Source organism: Pseudomonas sp. 24 E 13, from assembly GCF_900004715.1.
In the GTDB taxonomy this organism is placed as follows: domain Bacteria; phylum Pseudomonadota; class Gammaproteobacteria; order Pseudomonadales; family Pseudomonadaceae; genus Aquipseudomonas; species Aquipseudomonas orientalis_A.
Genome location: NZ_CVTO01000115.1, coordinates 55,935 through 57,876 on the forward strand (window position 1 = coordinate 55,935; position 1,942 = coordinate 57,876).

A 1,942-nucleotide genomic window follows, 5' to 3' on the forward strand; every position below is an offset into this window, starting at 1 on the left:
CGGGTTACCCACGGATTCAAGCCTGCGTTCGGCCAGCGTGGTTTAACGGGGCGCCTGAGATCAAAAGCAGGTCAAGATCAAGGGCGACTCGCTTCGCATCGTGGTTACGGCGCGCGGGCATGGCGGGCCGAAGTTATCGATTGACCGCAATCCTCACCTGAAACACTGTGCCCTGTTCCGTGTCGGAGCTGACCTCAATCGATCCACTATGGGAGGCGACGATTTCCGAGGCGATGAACAGGCCAAGGCCCAGGCCTTCGGTGGGGCCGTGGTGGATGGCGGTGCGCTGGGAGAAACGGCCCATGGGGTTGAATATGAACGGGAGCACGTCCTCGGGTATCGCTTCACCGCTGTTGCGCACAGTGAAGACGGCGAAGTCCTTGTGCATGCCCAGCTCGACCTGGATAGGCCGTGTGGTGTCGCCATGTTGCACCGCGTTGCTGATGATGTTCGAAAACACCTGCTCCATCCGCCCGCCGTCAAACTGCCCAGATACGTTTGTGTTCGCGTCGAACATCACGATGGCTTCGGGATGAAACGCGCGAATTTCCTCGACCACGCGCTGGCACAGCGGCGAGAGGTTTATTTCGCTGGTTTTGACCGGGATGCCCGGCCCCATCTGGCAGCGAGTCAGGTCAAGCAGGTCGCCGACGATCTGGCTTGCCCGGCGCACGCTGGTGTAGACCTGATTGGCGATCTTGGTCGCCCGCGCCCCGGCGTCCTGGGAGCGGCGCAACACGTCGGCACCCAGCAGGATTGCGCCGAGTGGGGTGCGCAAATCGTGGCCGAGGATGCCCAGGAACATGTTGCGTGAGGCCTCGACGGCCCGTGAATAGCTGGCAATGGACTCGGCCAGGGCCTGGTCAATGGCCTCATGGAATCGGGTCATGTCGTCGACGTTGATCGGTGTGCCGTCCTTGACCTGGCGCATCCACTGGCTGACCACACTGGTGCGCAGCGCGCGGTATTCGGAGACCATCTGGTCGATGGTGAACCCGGCCATCAGCCGCGTCATTGCGTGGGTTTCGGCCGCAGTTTCCTGTTCGTCCTCCGGTGCGTGGCCCTGGGCCTTGGCGATTTGTTCCTGGCGGGTCTGCTTGGTGCGCAGGTCGCTGACGATGGCCCGCAACATCTGCTCGGCATGATCGCGCAGCGCGACGCTGTCGAGTTCCTCGCCCGGGGTGTCGATGGTTCTGGCGAAATCTTCCCAAGCCTGCAGTATCGGCTCGAGGTTTTCCAGAATGAAGTCGGGCAGGCGCATGTCTGTAGTCCTGGTGGGAGGCGGGCAGAAAAGCGAAGCTGCACAGGCGAACGGAAATTCCCGGCAGTGTAGGAGGTTGTTCGTCGCTTTTAAAGCCCGGACTGCGGCGGCGCTATTGCGGGCATTACAGCCCCAGTGTCAGCGACCTCAGCCGTTGTTCCACCACGCTGTCAAAATGGCTTGCCAACGCTTCGCAGCGCTCGGAAGTGAGCCCTTCACAGCAGGTGATTCCCAGCACAAACCCTTGGGCCTTGGCACCGCCTTTGACGGCAAGAATCATTGACCCCGCCAGTTCGATCTCACGCAGAATTCTGTCAGCCTGTCGTTTTATAGGGCCGGGCAAATCGTTCAGGGCTTCTTTCATGGCCGTCTCCGCAGGCATTCACTCACACGCACACACACAAGGCAACGGAGGCACCGTGGGCCTCTTGAAAGCATCGACCGAAGGATGCTGCAAGAGTTTCGTCGTGTGCGGTTGTAAGGCGATGATGTGCAGTGCGGTCGTTGCCCTTCGGTCGCTTGGCAACCGACGCGTATCCATCTGACACACCTCGGTCCAAATGTGGGAGGGGGCTTGCCCCCGATGGCGGCCTCGGGGCCGACCAGGATGCTGGATTGGACCGAGTACATATCCGTTTCTGCGGTAACGGCTGCTTAGGGTTCCGCCCTGACGGCGGCTCA

General features: G+C 61.2%; 2 protein-coding genes. Both read right to left on the bottom strand.

From position 1 onward, the window contains the following. Positions 1–133: 133 nt before the first annotated feature. Positions 134–1,261 carry a sensor histidine kinase gene (locus BFP90_RS12665; protein WP_065896857.1) on the bottom strand — a complete coding sequence of 376 codons (1,128 nt, stop codon included), beginning with the start codon at positions 1,259–1,261 and terminating at the stop codon, positions 134–136. A gap of 124 nt (positions 1,262–1,385) precedes the next feature. Then, complete coding sequence (locus tag BFP90_RS12670; protein WP_065886662.1) at positions 1,386–1,625, bottom strand: hypothetical protein; 240 nt, start codon at positions 1,623–1,625, stop codon at positions 1,386–1,388. Positions 1,626–1,942 lie beyond the last annotated feature (317 nt).